Annotated in this window: 11 protein-coding genes; 7 read left to right on the top strand and 4 right to left on the bottom strand. The window is 71.7% G+C overall.

Annotation, left to right across the window (positions count from 1 at the left end):
• Positions 1-4: 4 nt before the first annotated feature.
• The 4 genes from ACFUNE_RS21415 to hydA all read left to right on the top strand — a co-directional run bounded on the left by ACFUNE_RS21415 (position 5) and on the right by hydA (position 4,736).
• Positions 5-1,039, top strand: coding sequence for a serine hydrolase domain-containing protein (locus tag ACFUNE_RS21415; RefSeq protein ID WP_383570163.1), 1,035 nt, complete (start codon positions 5-7; stop codon positions 1,037-1,039).
• A 130-nt stretch (positions 1,040-1,169) separates the two neighbouring features.
• Entirely contained in the window at positions 1,170-2,012 is an 843-nt protein-coding gene (locus ACFUNE_RS21410) for a nitrilase-related carbon-nitrogen hydrolase (protein WP_383570160.1), read from the top strand.
• Positions 2,009-3,292: an aspartate aminotransferase family protein gene (locus ACFUNE_RS21405; RefSeq protein ID WP_383570157.1), complete on the top strand. Its 1,284-nt coding sequence runs from the start codon at positions 2,009-2,011 to the stop codon at positions 3,290-3,292. The genes ACFUNE_RS21410 and ACFUNE_RS21405 overlap by 4 nt, the downstream gene beginning before the upstream one ends.
• Before the next feature lie 55 nt (positions 3,293-3,347).
• Positions 3,348-4,736: a dihydropyrimidinase gene (hydA, locus tag ACFUNE_RS21400; RefSeq protein WP_383570155.1), complete on the top strand. Its 1,389-nt coding sequence runs from the start codon at positions 3,348-3,350 to the stop codon at positions 4,734-4,736.
• A gap of 97 nt (positions 4,737-4,833) precedes the next feature.
• Here the strand turns inward: hydA and ACFUNE_RS21395 are convergent, their stop codons facing one another.
• Positions 4,834-8,001 (bottom strand): discoidin domain-containing protein, encoded by a 3,168-nt coding sequence (locus ACFUNE_RS21395; RefSeq protein ID WP_383570152.1) that lies wholly within the window; start codon positions 7,999-8,001, stop codon positions 4,834-4,836.
• A 265-nt stretch (positions 8,002-8,266) separates the two neighbouring features.
• On the opposite strand from ACFUNE_RS21395, the gene ACFUNE_RS21390 reads away from it, so the two are divergent.
• Positions 8,267-9,064 carry a helix-turn-helix domain-containing protein gene (locus tag ACFUNE_RS21390; protein WP_383570149.1) on the top strand — a complete coding sequence of 266 codons (798 nt, stop codon included), beginning with the start codon at positions 8,267-8,269 and terminating at the stop codon, positions 9,062-9,064.
• Positions 9,065-9,094: 30 nt separating this feature from the next.
• Here the strand turns inward: ACFUNE_RS21390 and ACFUNE_RS21385 are convergent, their stop codons facing one another.
• A complete protein-coding gene (locus ACFUNE_RS21385) occupies positions 9,095-10,366 on the bottom strand; it encodes an alpha-L-fucosidase (RefSeq protein WP_383570146.1) in 1,272 nt (423 codons plus the stop codon).
• A 198-nt stretch (positions 10,367-10,564) separates the two neighbouring features.
• Positions 10,565-11,395, bottom strand: a complete 831-nt coding sequence (locus tag ACFUNE_RS21380; RefSeq protein ID WP_383570143.1) for an alpha/beta fold hydrolase — start codon at positions 11,393-11,395, stop codon at positions 10,565-10,567.
• A 507-nt stretch (positions 11,396-11,902) separates the two neighbouring features.
• Here ACFUNE_RS21380 and ACFUNE_RS21375 point away from each other — a divergent pair.
• Together ACFUNE_RS21375 and ACFUNE_RS21370 are read left to right on the top strand one after the other, a co-directional pair.
• Entirely contained in the window at positions 11,903-12,901 is a 999-nt protein-coding gene (locus ACFUNE_RS21375; RefSeq protein ID WP_383570140.1) for a TIGR03842 family LLM class F420-dependent oxidoreductase, read from the top strand.
• A 250-nt stretch (positions 12,902-13,151) separates the two neighbouring features.
• Positions 13,152-14,597: a flavin monoamine oxidase family protein gene (locus ACFUNE_RS21370; protein WP_383570137.1), complete on the top strand. Its 1,446-nt coding sequence runs from the start codon at positions 13,152-13,154 to the stop codon at positions 14,595-14,597.
• 70 nt (positions 14,598-14,667) lie between these two features.
• Here the strand turns inward: ACFUNE_RS21370 and ACFUNE_RS21365 are convergent, their stop codons facing one another.
• The gene (locus tag ACFUNE_RS21365; RefSeq protein ID WP_383570134.1) at positions 14,668-16,551 is read right to left on the bottom strand and encodes a chorismate-binding protein; all 1,884 of its coding nucleotides are present in this window, start codon (positions 16,549-16,551) and stop codon (positions 14,668-14,670) included.
• Positions 16,552-16,716: the final 165 nt, after the last annotated feature.

The following is a 16,716-nucleotide window of genomic DNA, read 5'->3' as shown; positions in this document are numbered from 1 at the left end:
AGGCGTGACGGGACCGCCGCTGGCCGACCGCCTGCGCCCTCTGCTGGCGGCAGCCGAGGGCCCGGTGGCGGCGGTCGCCGCGGTGCGGGGCGCCGAGCGTGCGGTGCTCTGCCGCGGCCCGGTCGGTGAGGACAGCAGATTCGAGACCGGTTCGCTGACGAAGACCTTCACCGCCCTGCTGCTCGCCGAGCTGGCCGCACGCGGTGAGGTCGGCTACGGCGACCGCGCCGACCGCTACCTCCCCTTCAGGCTGCCCGGGCCGCCGCTCACCCTGCTCCACCTGGCCACCCACACCTCCGGCCTGCCCCGGCTGCCTCCGGGGCTGCTGTCCAGGGCGGTCCGCAGCGGCTGGCTCAGCAACCCGTACGCGGGGTTCTCCGAGGACGACCTGCTCGCCTCGCTGCGCCGCACCCGGCTGCGCCACCGGCCCGGCACCCGGGTGCTCTACTCCAACTTCGGCGGGGCACTGCTGGGCCACGTCCTCGCCAGAGCGGCGGGCGGCACCGGCGGCGACTACCCCGCTCTGCTGGCCGACCGGATCACCGTCCCGCTCGGGCTGTCCCGCACCGACTGTGACGCCAACGCCCCCCAGATCACCGGGCACTGGCACGGCCGCCCCCGACCGGCGCTGCGGATGCCGGGGCTGGTCGCCGCCGGCGCGGTGCGCTCCAGCGCCCGCGATCTGCTGCACCTCGTCGGCGCCCTGCTCGACCCCGGCTCCGTGCCGGACCGCGCGCTGCGCACCGCGCTGACGGAGGTCCAGCGGCCCCGGCTGAGCGTGCCGAGGACCGGGGCGCGGCTCTGCCTCATCTGGAACCTCCGCCCACGCCCGGACGGCGCGCTGCTGCACCACGCCGGGGGCACCCGTGGATTCACCGCCTTCACGGGGTTCCTCCCGGCCTCCGGCACGGGACTCGTCGCCCTGACGAACACGGCTCCCACCCCGCTCGCACCCTTCGTCCAGGCGGCGTACGGGACCCTGCGCGCGCTGGATGTCCGGCCTCCGGACGCATATGGACCGCTCGGGTGTGAAACATGATCGACTCCGCCGGTTCACGGCGATGGTCTTGCCCCGTTGTGTGACGGGGCTTACGTTCTCCTCCTATGCACCGTGTCTACGGGCGTAGAGAACGTAGAGGCTCTCTGACGCCGCGTCGAAGGAGCAGCTCATGTCCCACGTCGTACGCGCCGCACTCGTCCAGGCGACCTGGACCGGCGACACCGAATCCATGATCGCCAAGCATGAGGAACACGCCCGCGAGGCCGCCCGGCAGGGCGCGAAGATCATCGGCTTCCAGGAGGTGTTCAACGCCCCCTACTTCTGCCAGGTCCAGGAGCCCGAGCACTACCGCTGGGCCGAACCCGTCCCGGACGGGCCGACGGTCCTGCGGATGCGGGACCTGGCCCGCGAGACGGGCATGGTGATCGTCGTGCCGGTCTTCGAGCTCGAACAGTCCGGCTTCTACTACAACACCGCGGCCGTGATCGACGCCGACGGCTCCTACCTCGGCAAGTATCGCAAGCACCACATCCCCCAGGTCAAGGGCTTCTGGGAGAAGTACTACTTCAAGCCGGGCAACGCCGGCTGGCCGGTCTTCGACACCGCGGTCGGCAAGGTGGGCGTGTACATCTGCTACGACCGTCACTTCCCGGAGGGGTGGCGTCAACTCGGCCTCAACGGGGCTCAGTTGGTGTACAACCCGTCCGCCACGTCGAGAGGGCTCTCCGGCCACCTGTGGCAGCTGGAGCAGCCCGCGTCCGCCGTCGCCAACGAGTACTTCGTCGCCGCGATCAACCGCGTCGGCCAGGAGGAGTACGGCGACAACGACTTCTACGGCACGAGCTACTTCGTCGATCCGCGCGGTCAGTTCGTCGGTGACGTGGCGAGCGACAAGGAGGAGGAACTCGTCGTGCGCGACCTCGACTTCGGCCTCATCGAGGAGGTCCGTCAGCAATGGGCGTTCTACCGGGACCGCCGGCCGGACGCCTACGACGGGCTGGTGGAGCCGTGACCGGACTCCACGAGCGGCACCTGGCCGTCAGCCCCGAGTGGCTGGCGCTCTACTACCGGCACCCCCTGGAGCTCACCCACGGCGAGGGCCGCCACGTCTGGGACGCGGACGGGAACCGCTACCTCGACTTCTTCGGCGGCATCCTCACCACGATGACCGCGCACGCCCTGCCCGAGGTGACCAAGGCCGTCTCCGAGCAGGCCGCCCGGCTCATCCACTCCTCGACCCTCTACCTGAACCGCCCGATGGTCGAGCTCGCCGAGCGGGTCGCGGCGCTCTCCGGCATCCCGGACGCCAGGGTCTTCTTCACCACCTCGGGCACCGAGGCCAACGACGCGGCCCTGCTGCTCGCCACCGCCCACCGCGGGTCGAACCAGATCCTGGCGATGCGCAACAGCTACCACGGCAGGTCGTTCTCGGCGGTGTCGATCACCGGCAACAGGGCCTGGTCGACGACGAGTCTGTCACCGCTGCAGACGCTGTACGTCCATGGCGGGGTCCGCAGCCGCGGACCGTACGCGGAGCTCAGCGACGAGCGGTTCATCAAGGCGTGCGTCTCGGATCTGGAAGACCTGCTCGGGCACACCAGGGGAGCCGCCGCGCTGATCGCCGAGCCGATCCAGGGCGTCGGCGGCTTCACCGCACCGCCCGACGGGCTGTACGCGGCCTTCCGTGAGGTCCTCGACCGGCACGGCATCCTCTGGATCTCCGACGAGGTGCAGACCGGCTGGGGACGTACGGGCGACCACTTCTGGGGCTGGCAGGCACACGCTTCGAGCGGGCCGCCGGACATCCTCACCTTCGCCAAGGGCATCGGCAACGGCATGTCCATCGGCGGCGTCGTCGCCCGCGCCGATGTCATGAACTGCCTGGACGCCAACTCCATCTCCACGTTCGGCGGGTCCCCGGTCACCATGGCCGCCGGGCTCGCCAACCTCTCGTACCTGCTGGAGCACGACCTCCAGGGCAACGCCCGCCGGGTCGGCGGGCTGCTCATCGAGCGGCTCCGCGCGGTCGGCGCGAGCTCCGAGGCGGTGCGGGAGGTGCGCGGCAGGGGGCTCATGATCGGGATCGAACTGGTCAAGCCCGGCACGGACGAGGCCGATCCGGACGCCGCGGCGGCCGTGCTCGAAGCGGCTCGCGAGGGCGGGCTGCTCATCGGTAAGGGCGGCGGCCACAACACCAGTGTGCTGAGGATCGCGCCTCCGCTCTCGCTGACCGTCGCGGAGGCGGAGGCGGGCGCGGAGATCCTGGGCGAGGCCCTCCGGGCCGCGATCTGAAACGCGGGCCCACGCCGGCCGGGAACCCTCGATCCGAAGCGAATGGAGCTGAGCTGTGGCACGCACTCTGATCACCGGTGGTCTGGTCATCACCGCCTCCGACGAACTCCACGTGGACGTGCTCGTCGACGAGAGCCAGGTCGTCGCCCTGGCCACCCCCGGCAGTCACGGATGGACGGCCGACCGGGTCATCGACGCCCGGGGGAAATACGTCATCCCGGGCGGGGTGGACGGTCACACGCACATGGAGATGCCCTTCGGCGGCACCCTGTCCGCCGACACCTTCGAGACGGGAACCCGGGCGGCCGCGTGGGGAGGCACCACGACGATCGTCGACTTCGCCATCCAGCCGAAGGGCGGCTCGCTCCGGGAAGGGCTCGACACGTGGCACGAGAAGGCCGACGGCACCTGTGCCATCGACTACGGCTTCCACATGATCATGTCCGACGTGAACGAGTCGTCCCTCAAGCAGATGGACAGGCTGATCGAGGCCGGCGTGACCTCGTTCAAGCTCTTCACCGCGTATCCCGGTGTGTTCTATTCGGACGACGGTCAGATCCTCCGTGCCATGCAGCGGGCCGGCACCAACGGCGGTCTGATCATGATGCACGCGGAGAACGGCATCGCCATCGACGTCCTCGTGGAACAGGCCCTCGCGCGGGGGGAACGCGACCCGCGCTACCACGGGGAGGTCCGGAAGGCCCTCCTGGAGGCCGAGGCGACGCACCGCGTCATCCGGCTGAGCCAGGTCGCCGGTTCGCCCGTCTACGTCGTGCACGTCTCCGCGCGGGAAGCCCTGGCGGAGCTGACGAGGGCCCGCGACGAGGGTCTGCCCGTCTTCGGTGAGACCTGCCCGCAGTACCTCTTCCTGTCCACCGACAACCTGGCCGAGCCGGACTTCGAAGGTGCCAAGTACGTCTGTTCGACTCCGCTCCGGCCGAAAGAACACCAGGCTGCCCTGTGGCGTGGGCTGCGGACCAACGACCTCCAGGTCGTCTCCACGGACCACTGCCCGTTCTGCTTCAAGGGCCAGAAGGACATGGGCATCGGCGACTTCTCCAAGATCCCCAACGGCATGCCGGGTGTGGAGAACCGCATGGACCTGCTGCACCAGGCCGTGGTGGACGGGCACATCTCCCGCCGTCGCTGGATCGAGATCGCCTGCGCCGCCCCGGCGAGGATGTTCGGCCTCTACCCGAGGAAGGGGACGATCGCGCCGGGCGCGGACGCGGACATCGTCGTGTACGACCCCGAGGCCGAGCAGACGATCTCCGCCGCTACACACCACATGAACGTGGACTACTCGGCGTACGAGGGCAGGCGGATCACCGGGCGGGTCGAGACGGTGCTGTCGCGCGGTGTCCCGGTCATCGAGGCCGGCGCGTACGTGGGACGTGCGGGGCACGGGGCCTACGTGCCGCGGGGGTTGTGCCAGTACCTGTGAGCGGCCGGCGCGCCGGGCCCGCACCGGATACGCCGTCCGGCGGGCCCGCCGCCCCCCGACCGGGTGGCGTGCGCCCGGTCGAGGGGTGTCGGGGGTTCTACTCGGGGAGCACCGACAGCGCCCTGAGCCTTGCGTGCCCGCCGGTCCAGCCCGATACGTCGAGCGCCACGTAGCGGGCGTTGGTGCGCGCGGAGAGACTTCCGGTGCCGCCACGCACCCGCAGGCGCCCGCCGGACCGGTAGGTGATGCCGTCGGTGCTGAACTCGACGCCCGCCTCGGGAACCCTGCCCGGGGTCCACTCCGCGAGAACTCGCCCGACGGGCAGCGGGGCCCCCAGATCCACCACCATCCGCGCGCGGTCCCGCCCCGGTGTCCACGAGGTGTGCGCGTTGCCGTCGACCGCGGCCGAGGGATCCGACATGCCCGTGGGGAAGGGGCCGTTGGGGAAGGTGTCGCAGCCGAGCGCGGCGTCGGCGAGCGGGTGGGCGACGGTGCCCGGCACCGACAGTGTCACGGGCCTGCCCCGGCGCAGGCGGACCCTCTCGCGGCGGCCGTTGCCCGCGGTGACGATCAGGTCGCACGCCGGCCCGGTCAAGCGCAGTGCCGAGGCGTCGAGCACCTCCGCCCGGACCCCTGCCGGGACAGCCGCCCCCGTCGCCGAGCGCAGGGTGAAGCGGGCCGCGGCGATCTCGGCCGTCGCTCCGTCCAGCTCGGCGGTGAAGTCCGTCCCGGTGGCGGTCACGAGCTGCGAGCCGGCGTAGAGGTGCAGGTCGGCGCCCTGCCGGTCCACGGCCACCACGGTGGAGACGGGGTCGGGCGAGAGGTTGAACAGACTCAGGTGCCCACCGACGGTGCTGGCGAGGACGGCGGGATTCGCGGGGCGCGGTGCCTTCAGCGCGGCTGCCGCACGCACCGCGGCGGGATCGCCCGACGGATGACCCTCCACGGTCAGGGCCTCGGCCGGCCCGTCCGACAGCACCACCACGTCGCCGTGGACGGTCAGCGGGTTCCGTGCACCCCGGACCACCAGCCCGGCCCTTCCGTCCACGGAGAGCCAGCCGCCACGGCTCGTGAGATCGGGCTCGGGGAACCGGATCAGCTCGGTCCAGGTCTCACCGTCGTCGGAGCCCTGCACCCGGTACACGGACGCGGCCGCGGACTCCCACGCCAGGGTGACGTGGTCGAACGCCGTGACGCTGCCGAGGTCCACGGTCAGCCAGCTGTCCTGACGGTTCCGTTCGCCGACGGCGACGGCCCAGCGGCTCGTGCCGTCGCCGTCCACCGCGCGTTCCGCCTCCTTGCCGGACGTCGCCGACGAAGCGGTGGCGACACGGCCGCGCGCGAGGTCCGCGCCCTCTGCGCCGTCACGGACGGAGAAGGTGAAGAGGGAGTACCCGTACTGCGGATGGCCGGAGATTCCCTGCATCCGGACGTAACGGTGGGAGCTCCGGGGGAGTGCCAGTGTGTCGACGCGCGGGCCCGGCCCGGCCGAGGTGTTGCCGCTGTCCGCGGAATCCACCTGGGCCGAGCCCTCGGCCGCGGTGTACGTGCGCCGGCCGTCCAGGCCCGCCAGTCCCGGCATGGTGAGGTTGTGGAGCTGCAGGCGCCCCTCGCCGGCGGCCGTGCCGCTGGTCGCGTAGACGACCGCGCCGGACGGCAGGGTGGTGAACCCCGCGAATCCGGAGTCGAGCCGGAGCAGTGTGGCCGTCGCGTCGAAGCCGTCGCGTATCTTCCGGTAGGTCGTGACCGAACGCCGCAGCACCTTCCTGCCGGAGGACGGCAGGAACATCGGAGTGTTCCCGCTGAGTGCGAACAGCCAGTCGTCATGGGCCGGTTGCCAGGCGAACTTGACGAAGCCCGGCTTGCTGACCGAGGCGGCCCAGGCGGACGAGGTCTGCTGGACCGCCAGGCCGGGGCCCTCGCCGAAGTCCTTCACTCCCGCGGCCTGTGCGAAGAACTCCTGGTCGGACAGGGGCGCCACGACGCCTCCGTGCGCCGTGCGCCACCTGTGCAGGAGATAGCTGATGGCGATCTCGGCCCGCGCCTCGGGCTCGTACTTCGCCTCACCCGAGAACTTCGCGAGCCGGTGGGCCGGGGCGTACGCCTGGTAGGGCACCAGTCGCTCCGCCATCGCCGCCTCCGCCCAGGCGGCGGAGCGGTCGCCGGTCACCTGGGCCAGGAAGGCCAGCGGGATCACATCGCGTCCGTAGAGGTGTTCGCGGTCCGCCACCATCGGCATCAGCGGCTCGCCCGCGTCGCTCATGACCATCCGGAGGGTGCGCCACAGGGGCGCCGCGTTCGGCTGGGCGGTCAGGACCTCGGGCATGGGCTGCCCCGCGGTGATGAAGTGCGCCGCGTTACGGCCGGAGGTGCGCCACAACTCCGCCTGGTAGTGCGGGCCGAAGGAGTTGTGGTTCTCGACGATGAACGAGTCGTACAGGTTCGTCGCGGTGTTGGCGCTCACGGCCACGCCGTCGACCAGGGCCGGATTGGCCAGGTCCGCGGCGGGCAGCCCCGCTTCGTTCCTGGTCCACCGGCCGAAGGCGGCCGCCCAGTCGGCGTGGCGGGGAGCGGAGGTGGCCCAGGCGAGGCCGGGTGCGAGCGACTGGGCGTAGACGCCCATCTCCTCCAGCTTGGTGTCGCCGACGTAACCGCCCTTGAGCCCGTTGGGCGTCCAGCTTCCGGAGGCGGGGTCGTCACCGCTGCCCAGCGACGCGGTGTACTGGGCCTGTCCCGCGACGATCGTGTCGACGTTCTGCCGTGTCGCGGGGTCCAAGTGCTCCCAGAGCAGTTTGGCCGCGAGCACGAAGTACAGCTGGAACGTCGTGTCGAAGAACAGGGTCCGCCCCCACTCCGTGCCGCCCGCGAGGCGGTTGGAGGCGGCGAAGTGCTTGATGGTGGCCAGTGTGCGGGCGAGGAGAGCGTCCTCGGCGATACCGGAACGCTCGGAGTCGTAGGTCCCATGGGTCAGCAGTACGGCGTTGCCGAGTACCACCGCGAATCCGAAGTCCTTGGCCGTGTAATGGCCGAGAGCGGAGTCCCACTGCGTCTCCGCCCACCGGGTATGGGTCAGCAGAACCTGGTAGTACGTGTCAGCCACGCTGTCCCGGGCGGGGTCGAGAGGGTGACGGCCGACGGCGCCACCCGGTGACTCGGCGGCTGCCGACTCACCCGCGAAGGACAGGGGGCCGACGGTCAGAAGGCTCGCGATTCCTGCGAGTTGGAGGAACGTGCGCCTGTCGTAGTGGGTGGCATCGCTTGACATGAGCGGTCTCCGAGCATAGTGACAACGTTGTCAGGTCCGAGGGCATCCTTTCCCCCGGGCCCATGGCAGTCAAGGGTTGTCGCCCGGCCCGGCGTCCGTGCGCCAGAGGGAAGCGGGGGCACTCCTGCGTGGGCGGGGCCGCGGCCCCCTCGAAGGGCCGCCGTCGGACGTGTTAGCGTCCATCGCCGCGAAGCCGGACTGCGGACGGAGGGGCAGTGGTTCACCCGCGCCCGCCCGGTTTTCCGCCCGCTGCCGGGGTCCGCACGTGACCCGGGGCTTCTGGGGCCTCCCGGGACGGACCGTCGCCGTACGGCTGGACGAGCCGCCACGGGTGTTCAGCCTCGGTGTCGGAGTCCACGGCACGACGAGCGCCGTCGACGTGTTCCGGCTCCCGGACCTCTGGCAGCTGCACCTCTACCGGTACACCGCCGAACTGGTCGTCGACGGCGTGCTCCACGTCATCCGGCCGGGGCACGTGAGCCTGGTCCCGCCGGGGGCCGAGGTGCGCTTCCGCTACCGCGGACGGTCCGAGCACCTGTACGCGCACCTGAGCCTCTCCGGTACGGGGGATCCGGTCACCCTGCCCGTCGTCCAGGGCGCCGGCGCGCGGACCCCTGCCCTGTCGGACATGCTGCTGCGGGCCATCGCGGTGGCACCGCGTGCGCCGCGCAGGGCGGACGCCGAGATCTGGACCGCGTTGTGGGAGCTGGCCGGACTCGCCGTGCCGACGAGGGGCGGGAGCGGTCCGCACGCCTCGCTCGCCGCCGCTGTCGCCTACATCGAGTCGCATCTCGCGGAACGGCTCCTCGTCCCCGAGGTCGCCCGGGCCGCGGGCGTGTCGCACAACCATCTGCTGCGCCTCTTCCGGGCCGGGACCGGCACCACCGTGGTGGCGTACATCCGGCAGCGGCGCATGGAGCGGGCACGGCACCTGCTGCGGGAGTCGACCCTGCCGATCCCGGCGGTGGCGGCGGCGGTCGGGATCGACGATCTCCAGGCGTTCAACAAGGCATGCCGGCGCGAACTGGGCGCGTCCCCCCGCGCGGTCCGCGCCGGCGGATGAGCAATGCGGACGGCCGGGGCCGGGAAGGACTCAGTCCCGGCCGGTACCCCGGTAGAGGTCGAGCTCACCGTCCAGCTCGACCGCCAGGACGGTCGCGCACGTGTCGACGTCCGCCGCCCGCGGAGCGTCGATCCACAGCACGCCCGGAACGTCGTGAAGTCCGCCGGTGACCCGATGGGGCAGTTCGGTGCCGGTGCCCAGCACGGTCACCCGCTCCACCTTGTTGCGCAGACCGCGCAGCGAGACCCATTCGGCCGGGGCGTCGAAGCAGACGAGGAAGAGCGTGCGCCGGTCGGCGGCGAGCGTGCTGGGGCCGTAGTGGTGCCCGGCCGGCAGGCCGGCCACCGTCCCGTACACCGCCCGGTCGTGCCGGGCGATCCAGGCCCCGAGGCCCTCCAGGCGCCGGACCTGCTCCGCCGGAATGGTGCCGTCCTCCTTCGGGCCGACGGCCAGCAGCAGATTCCCGCCCATGCCGATGGTCTCGGTGAAGTAGCGCACCAGCTGGCGGACCGGCTTCTGGTTGTGGTCCTGGTGCTGGTAACCCCAGGAGTCGTTCACGGTCAGGCACAGTTCCCACGGCCCGTCCGGCGGCAGGAGCGGCACACCCTGCTCGGGCGTGGCGTAGTCGCCGTGGCTGAGCATGCGCGCGTTGAGGACGGTCTCCGGGTTCCCGGCGAGGATCTGCCCGGCGAGCTCGCGCATGCCCCACTGTTCCTCGCTGCGCTCCCACTCCCCGTCGAACCACAGCAGGTCGGGACGGAACCGGGTGACCAGCTCGCCGACCTGGGCGTTCCGGTACGCGACGTAGCGCGCCCATGCCTCCGGGTCCTCGACCCCGCCCTCCGGGGTGACGAGGGGGTGGGAGGCCACGTCCTCGTTCGGCGGCTCGGGGTGGACCACACTCGCGTAGTCGGGGTGGTTCCAGTCCGAATGCGAGTAGTAGAGACCGACCTTGAGGCCCCTCGCGCGGAGCGCCTCGGTGTAGCCGGCCACGAGGTCGCGTCCGGCGGGTGTGTTCCGCACGACGCTCAGATCGCCGTGACCGGTGTCCCACAGGGCGACGCCGTCATGGTGGCGCGCGGTCAGCACGGCGTACCGCGCGCCGGCGCGGGCGAAGAGCTCCGCCCAGGCCCCGGGGTCGTACGCGGAGGCGGTGAACCCGTCCAGCTGGCGCATGTACTCCTCGTGCGACACCCGCCCGTCGTAGAACGACCAGGACTCGGGGACGCCGTCCACCGCGTAGATGCCGTAGTGGAGGAAGACGCCCAACTTGGCATCGGGGAACCAGGGCTGCATGGGCATGGGACAGGTCCTAGGGGAGGGACGGGCGGGGGATTCACGCTCCGTCCACGCTAGGCCGGGCCGGCGGGCCCGCGCGTGGGCAGCTCTCACCCTCGCTGGTCCGTTTTCACCAAGCCGCCTGACCGCGCGTCGTGCGGGTGCTGCGAACACCTGCGCGACGCGCGTGCGCCGTCCCGGGGTGAGGGGGCCTCGCGGGGCCTACTCCTTCACGAATGCCAGGAGGTCCGGGTTGAGGACCTCCGGGTGCGTCGAGAGCATGCCGTGGGGATAGCCCTCGTAGCTCTTCAGCCTGCCGTTCGGCAGAAGCTTCGCCGACAGGGGCCCCGCGTCCTCGTAGGGCACGATCTGGTCGTCGGTGCCGTGGGCGACCAGGACCGGCACCTGGATCTTCTTGAGGTCCTCGGTGAAGTCGGTCTCCGAGAAGGCCTTGATGCACTCGTAGTGGGCGTTGGCCGCGCCCCGCATGCCCTGCCGCCACCAGTTGTCGATCAGTCCCTGCGACACCTCGGCACCGGGACGGTTGAATCCGTAGAACGGGCCCGAGGGGACCTCGATGTAGAACTGCGCGCGGTTGGCGGCGAGGGAGGCGCGGAAGCCGTCGAAGACCTCGATCGGCAGGCCGCCCGGATTCGACGCCGACTTCACCATGATCGGGGGCACCGAGCTGACGAGTACGGCCTTCGCGACCCGTCCCTGCTCGGCCCGTGCGACGTACCTGGCCACCTCGCCACCGCCGGTGGAGTGCCCGATGTGCACCGCTCCCCGCAGGTCGAGCGCCTCGACCACCGCCGTCACGTCGGCGGCGTAGGTGTCCATGTCGTGCCCCGACGAGCTCTGGCCGGAGCGCCCGTGGCCCCGCCTGTCGTGGGCGACGACGCGATAGCCCTCGGCGAGGAAGAACAGCATCTGGCTGTCCCAGTCGTCGGCGCTGAGCGGCCAGCCGTGGTGGAACACGACCGGCTGGGCGTCGCGCGGGCCCCAGTCCTTGTAGTAGATGCTCGTGCCGTCGATCGTGGTGACCGTGCCCATGTCGATCCTTCCGCTGGAATCGCTGATCGCTGGTGCGAGGGGGGATGTGCTCAAACGCGTCGGCCGCGTCGGCTCAGGGGCCGCCCCTGCGGTAGTCGCACGGACGACCGACCCCCAGAAAACGATACCTTTCAGTGACAAAAGCCTCATTTCGTCTTCTTGGTGGCGCCGTGTCGACGGGAGCCCGCCCGGCCGCGCCCGAACCAGCCGCCCACGCCCCCGGGCGGGCGGGCTCCGCGCGTAGACTCCCTCTTCACAAAGGCCCGGACGGGGTCCAGGATTGTCCCCCCGCGACTCGCGTTCCCGAGGGGCCGCGCCAGCGGGGCGGGCGCGGCCCGATGTGGAAAGCTCTGCCGGAACACGTCTCCGGGAGCGGCGCCGCCGTCCTTCTGCCTGCCTGCCCGCGCCGGCCGCCCGGCGTACACGGGCAGACGGCTCACCGCCGGTCCTGCCACGGCTTCCGTACCCGCGCGCCACGTGTCAGTTCTTCCACAAGGAGCATCTGTCATGGACTTTGGACTCGTCCTCCAGACCGATCCACCCGCCTCGGCCGTCGTCGGACTCATGCGCCGCGCGGAGCGGAACGGCTTCCGCTACGGCTGGACCTTCGACTCGACCGTTCTGTGGCAGGAGCCCTTCGTCATCTACAGCCGGATCCTGGAGCACACCGAGCGGCTGATCGTCGGGCCCATGGTGACGAATCCGGGAACCCGCACCTGGGAGGTCACCGCCTCCACGTTCGCCACGCTCAACGAGATGTACGGCAACCGCACCGTCTGCGGCATCGGGCGCGGGGACTCCGCCATGCGGGTGGCCGGGCGCAAGCCCAACACGCTGGCCAGGCTGGGGCAGGCCATCGACGTGATCCGGGACCTCGCCGAGGGCCGCGAGGCGACCGTCGACGGACAGCCGGTCCGGATCCCCTGGGTGAAGGACGGCAGGCTGCCCGTCTGGATGGGCGCGTACGGACCCAAGGCCCTCGCGCTGGCCGGGGAGAAGGCCGACGGGTTCATCCTCCAGCTGGCCGATCCGTACCTCACCGAATGGATGGTCAAAGCGGTACGCGAGGCGGCCGCAGCGGCCGGCCGTGACCCGGACTCCGTCACCATCTGCGTCGCGGCGCCCGCCTATGTGGGCGAGGACCTGGAGCACGCCCGTGAGCAGTGCCGCTGGTTCGGCGGCATGGTCGGCAACCACGTGGCCGACCTGGTCGCCCGGTACGGGGAGCACTCCGGCCTGGTTCCCACAGCCCTCACCGACTACATCGCGGGCCGCTCCGGATACGACTACAGCCACCACGGCCGCGCGGGGAACCCGGACACGGCCTTCGTGCCCGACGAGATCGTGGACCGCTTCTGCCTGCTGGGGCCCGCCGAGGCCCACATCGCGAAGCTCCAGGTCCTGCGGGACCTGGGCGTCGACCAGTTCGCCGTCTACAACATGCACGACGCGCGGGAGGCGACCATCGACGCCTACGGCTCGACGATCATTCCCGCACTCTCCTGACGCGACGGTCGTTCCCGGCCCGTCCGCCTCACGCGACGAACGCTCCGCGCTTTCCGCCTCACGCGACCAACGCCCCCGCGCTGTCGGCCTGACACCCTCCGTGCACCCCGCTGTGACCGTCCCTGCCCCGCACTCGCCCAACTGACCTGCATAGAAGAGGTGTTGTGCGGGGACAGGCGGTCGGCAGCCGGTACACGGGGCAGGAGCACGAGGAGCACTGTTGTTCGGCTGACCGGAACGGAGAACGCCCATGCGTGAAGCCACGCAGACGGAAGTACGCCGCGCCTTCGACAGCGGCATGCCGGGTCTACGGCCCCCGCGGTCCGTGATCGTCATCGGTGCCGGCCTCGCCGGCCTGGCCGTCGCCCACGAACTCGCCGCTCGGGACTGCGAGGTGACGGTCCTGGAAGCGGACACCCGGCCCGGCGGGCGCGCCTACACGTTACGGGCGCCCTTCGCCGACGGGCTGCACGCGGAGGCGGGTGCGATGACACTGACGCCGCACTGCCACTACGCCATGCACTACCTGCGCGAACTCGGCGTGGAGACGGAGACCGCCGATCTCTTCGACACCACCTTCTCCTACTACGCCCGGGGCCGGTTCTTCACCCCCGATCCGGAGGCCGTGGCGGCAGCCGGACTGGAACTTCACCCGCACGAGGCGGAACTCGGCGTCGCGGGCATGATCAAGCGCTACGTGACCGCCGTCGGCGACAGCCTCCAGCCCGACCTCAGCGCCCCCGACTGGGAGGCCACCGAGCGGCTCGCTCCCTACGACCGGCGATCCGTCCACGAGGTCCTCACGGACCGGGGGGCCTCCCAGGCGGCCATCGATCTCATGGAGCCCATGTTCCTGGAGATGCGCGGAGGCGACCTGAAGACGGCGTCCGCGCTGTCCTGGCTGCGCCACGAGGCGAGCCCGCACTCGCTCAGCAACGCCGACCCTCGCTGGGCGAAGGTGAAGGGCGGCACCGACCGGTTCCCGCAGGCGTTCGCGGACCGGCTCAAGAGCAGGATCCGGTACCGCCGTCCCGTGGTCCGCGTCGAGCAGGACGAGGAGCGGGCCCGGGTGACCTACCTCGACCACGGCAGCCTGCGGACGACGGAAGCCGAACGGGTCGTCGTCACCGTCCCGTTCAGCGCGATCCGGCACATCGACTTCACCGACGCGGGTCTCTCCGAGGCGAAGCACGCCGCGATGCGCCGGGTGAAGTACTCGTCCGTGGTCCGGGTGTACCTGCAGATGCGCCGTCAGTTCTGGCCGCAGCGCAATGCCAGCTTCTCCACCGACCTGCCCGTACGCTGGATACGCGACGCGACGCCCCAGCTGCCGGGACCCAGGAAGATCATGGAGTGCCTGATGACGGGATGGCGTGCCAGGGCGGTCTCCGTCATGACGGAGGAGGAGCGCCAGAGCTTCGTGCTCACCGAACTCGACCGGATGCTCCCCGGGGCCCGCGACCACTTCGAGACCGGTGCGTCGGTCTGCTGGGACGAACGGCCCTACGCGGAAGGGGCGTACATCCTCCCCGAGCGCGGACACAGCGCGCTGCTGCCGGTGATCCGAAGGCCGGAGGGCCGCGTCCACTTCGCCGGGGACCACGCCGGGTTCGAGCCCAACGGCGGCTCGATGACCTTCGCCCTGGAGTCCGCGGCCCGCACCGTCCTGGAGCTCGGCCGGACCACCACCCCCTGAGGGCGGTTCCGGGCGCGGGGAGGTGCGGCACGGGATGTGGTGCGGAGACCGATCCTGCTGCGGCCGGGGTTCAGCTCAGGAGCGAGCGCAGCACATCGGCCCCGCAGGAGGTCATGACCGACTCCGGGCGGAACTGCACGCCCCGGACCGCCGCGCCCCGCATCGCGATCAGCTCCCGGCCGTCCGGGCCCAGGCACAGGGCGGACGTACCGTGGCGCTCGGGCGCGGCGCCGGACGCGACCGCGTAGGTGTTGCGGAAGGCGGCCGTGAACCGCCGGCCGAAGACCTCGACGTCCCTGCCGAGTCCGGTGCCGGTCCTGGCCGTGACCCGGGTTCCCGGTACGGCGGCGAGCGCGAGCAACTGGAAGCCGAGCCCGACCCCGGCCACCGGGCCGCCGCCCGGCCGCCGTCCTCGCACGAGGGACGCGCTCACCTCCCGGAGCGCCGCCATCCGGGGGTCGTCGGGGTCGTCGGGGCGGCCCGGCCCGGAGGCCAGCAGTACGGGCCCCCGGTGCCGTGACAGCGTGGCGCCCGCGTCGGGATCGTCGTACCGGACCACCTTGGCCGGTCCGTGCACCGAGGCCACCATGTGGACCAGGGAGGCCAGGTCCTCGCTGCCCGTGGAGAGCACGAGCACCCGGCCGCCGCGCGGCGCCGGCGCGCCCCCGCTCGTCCAGAACGACGAGAGCGTCGCGTGCCGCCGGGCCAGGGCGTCCCGCACGGGCCCGCGCGCGTCCTCCGGGTCGGCGGCGGGGGCGCCCGGCCCGCAGCGTGCCGGGGAGGCCGTGGTGAGAGCCGTCAGCAGGGCACGTGCCTTGGTCCGCGTCTCGGCCGCCTCCGACTCCGGTGACGACCGGCTGCCGACGGTCGCCCCCACGGACAGCCGCGCACGGCCCAGATGATCGATGTCCAGGGTGCGTATGACCGCCGCGGAGTCCAGCTCCTCGCGACCCCGGTCGTCGTGGCCGATCAGCGCGAGGAGCCCGCCGTAGTACCCCCGGCCGGTCGTCTCGTAGTGGTGGATGGCACGGCACGCCTCGGCGTACGGACTCCCCACCGCCGTGGAGGCGAACATCGCCCGCGCAAGGGTCTCGCGGGCACTCGCCACCGCGGGCCCGCTGATCCGGCACTGCGTGTGCAGCAGATGGGCCATCCTCCGCAGGAACGGCCCCTCCACCCGCACCCCCGGGCCGGCCAGCCCGCACAGCACCGCCAGCTCCGCGTCCACCGTGGCCGCCAGCTCCTCGCCCTCCTTGCCGTCGGCGAGGAAGGAGAGCAACTCCCCGGTGCGCGGCCCGTACGGGGGACGGCGGTACGTACCGCACAGGGGGTTCATCACCACCCGGTGGTCCTCGACGGCCACATGGCCCTGCGGGGTCGCCCCCACCAGGGTGGTGGGCCGCTCACCTCCGGTGTGCACGAGGAACGTCCAGTACGCACCCGCTTCGCCGGCCAGCAACCGCCGGAACAGCTCCACCGCGACCGCGGGGCGGAAGCCCGGCAGCACGGCGGTGCAGTCGCGCCGGAGCAGGACGTTCAGCCCTCCGCGTGCGGCGTCCGACGCGGCGAACTCGCCTACCAGCGCCTCGTAGTGGGCGTCGTCCGTCGTGAACCCCACGTCCTGCCAACGGATCTGCCCGCCGCCGTGGGCGTCGAGCGCCGCCTCCGGCAGCACGTGGCGCTCGGAGATGCGCAGGACGCGCAGGGGGGTGTGATCGTCGTGACAGGGCAGACCGTGCACGGCCATCTGCCGGAACGGCAGCAGGACCAGCATGCCCGGGCCCGGCGAGGTGCCGACCGGCCCGGCCTCCTCCAGCGAGCCGACCGTGTCCATCTCCCCGAACAGCACCTCCACCGGGCCGGGGCCGCGCCCGTCGGCGCGATCCCTGCGCAACAGGGCGAAGGGCGGCGGGGCCGCTCCGTACAGGCGCTCCAGTACGCGAACGCCGCTCATGCCGGAGTCCTCGGGCCTCATGTTCGGCTCCCTTCTCGCCCGCCGGGCGGTGATGTACCGGTCCGTCTGATTCAACTGGGCTGCATCGGACAGGAGTTATGGCCTGAAGGGCTTCACGTCGTCCGTCGGACGGTCCACCCGCTCCGGCCCGGTCGATTCCTCGGG

This window comes from Streptomyces sp. NPDC057287 (assembly GCF_042667905.1).
In the GTDB taxonomy this organism is placed as follows: domain Bacteria; phylum Actinomycetota; class Actinomycetes; order Streptomycetales; family Streptomycetaceae; genus Streptomyces.
Note: the sequence above shows the minus strand (reverse complement) of the source record. Positions and strands in the feature narration are given on the sequence as shown.

Bases quoted from the DNA above. Each gene is read 5' to 3' on its own strand.
- ACFUNE_RS21385 (WP_383570146.1), bottom strand. From the start codon at position 10,366: ATGCCCATGCAGCCCTGGTTCCCCGATGCCAAGTTGGGCGTCTTCCTC.
- ACFUNE_RS21365 (WP_383570134.1), bottom strand. From the start codon at position 16,551: ATGAGCGGCGTTCGCGTACTGGAGCGCCTGTACGGAGCGGCCCCGCCG.
- ACFUNE_RS21375 (WP_383570140.1), top strand. From the start codon at position 11,903: ATGGACTTTGGACTCGTCCTCCAGACCGATCCACCCGCCTCGGCCGTC.
- ACFUNE_RS21380 (WP_383570143.1), bottom strand. From the start codon at position 11,395: ATGGGCACGGTCACCACGATCGACGGCACGAGCATCTACTACAAGGAC.
- ACFUNE_RS21395 (WP_383570152.1), bottom strand. From the start codon at position 8,001: ATGTCAAGCGATGCCACCCACTACGACAGGCGCACGTTCCTCCAACTC.
- ACFUNE_RS21410 (WP_383570160.1), top strand. From the start codon at position 1,170: ATGTCCCACGTCGTACGCGCCGCACTCGTCCAGGCGACCTGGACCGGC.
- ACFUNE_RS21370 (WP_383570137.1), top strand. From the start codon at position 13,152: ATGCGTGAAGCCACGCAGACGGAAGTACGCCGCGCCTTCGACAGCGGC.